This window comes from Vibrio sp. 10N.222.49.C9, assembly GCF_041474985.1.
Taxonomy (GTDB): domain Bacteria; phylum Pseudomonadota; class Gammaproteobacteria; order Enterobacterales; family Vibrionaceae; genus Vibrio; species Vibrio crassostreae_C.
The window spans coordinates 1-441 of sequence record NZ_JBFRVD010000585.1 but is presented as its reverse complement, the minus strand read 5'-3'; the positions used below and the strand labels follow the sequence as shown (position 1 = coordinate 441).

Sequence of the window (441 nt, the reverse complement as noted above, 5' to 3'; positions counted from 1 at the left end):
ATACTTACCGTTTGGATCAATCGCTTTGCCGCCAATCATCACATCAGTAACACCCTTGCTCGTCACTGTCATAGAAATACCCGCAAACTGAGCATAAGCGCCCGAGTCCGTTGGTTTCAATGCAACAACATTCAGGTAATCCAATACCTCAACGCCCGTCATGTCCACATAGGTAACGATATTGCCAAACGGTTGAACCGTTAACACATCTTTATAGGTGATATTACCCTGTGCAATAGAATCACGCACGCCACCTGAGTTCATTACGCCAAAGTCAGCTTTTGCACGAGTCATGTGCGCGGTAGCAATCAAGCGTCCTAGATTGGTTTGTTCAAATCTAACTTTATTACGATCGCCTTCCAGCTTGCCATTAGACTCTGCGATCTTCACATTCAATTTTTCTTGGCCTTGCTCTTGATACGGCGCTAAGAAATCTTCGAC

Annotated in this window: 1 protein-coding gene; it reads right to left on the bottom strand. The window is 45.1% G+C overall.

Annotation, left to right across the window (positions count from 1 at the left end; translation table 11 throughout):
• Positions 1–441 (bottom strand): 5'-nucleotidase C-terminal domain-containing protein (locus AB4585_RS24595; RefSeq protein ID WP_372171371.1); only part of this gene is annotated, 441 nt, incomplete at both ends.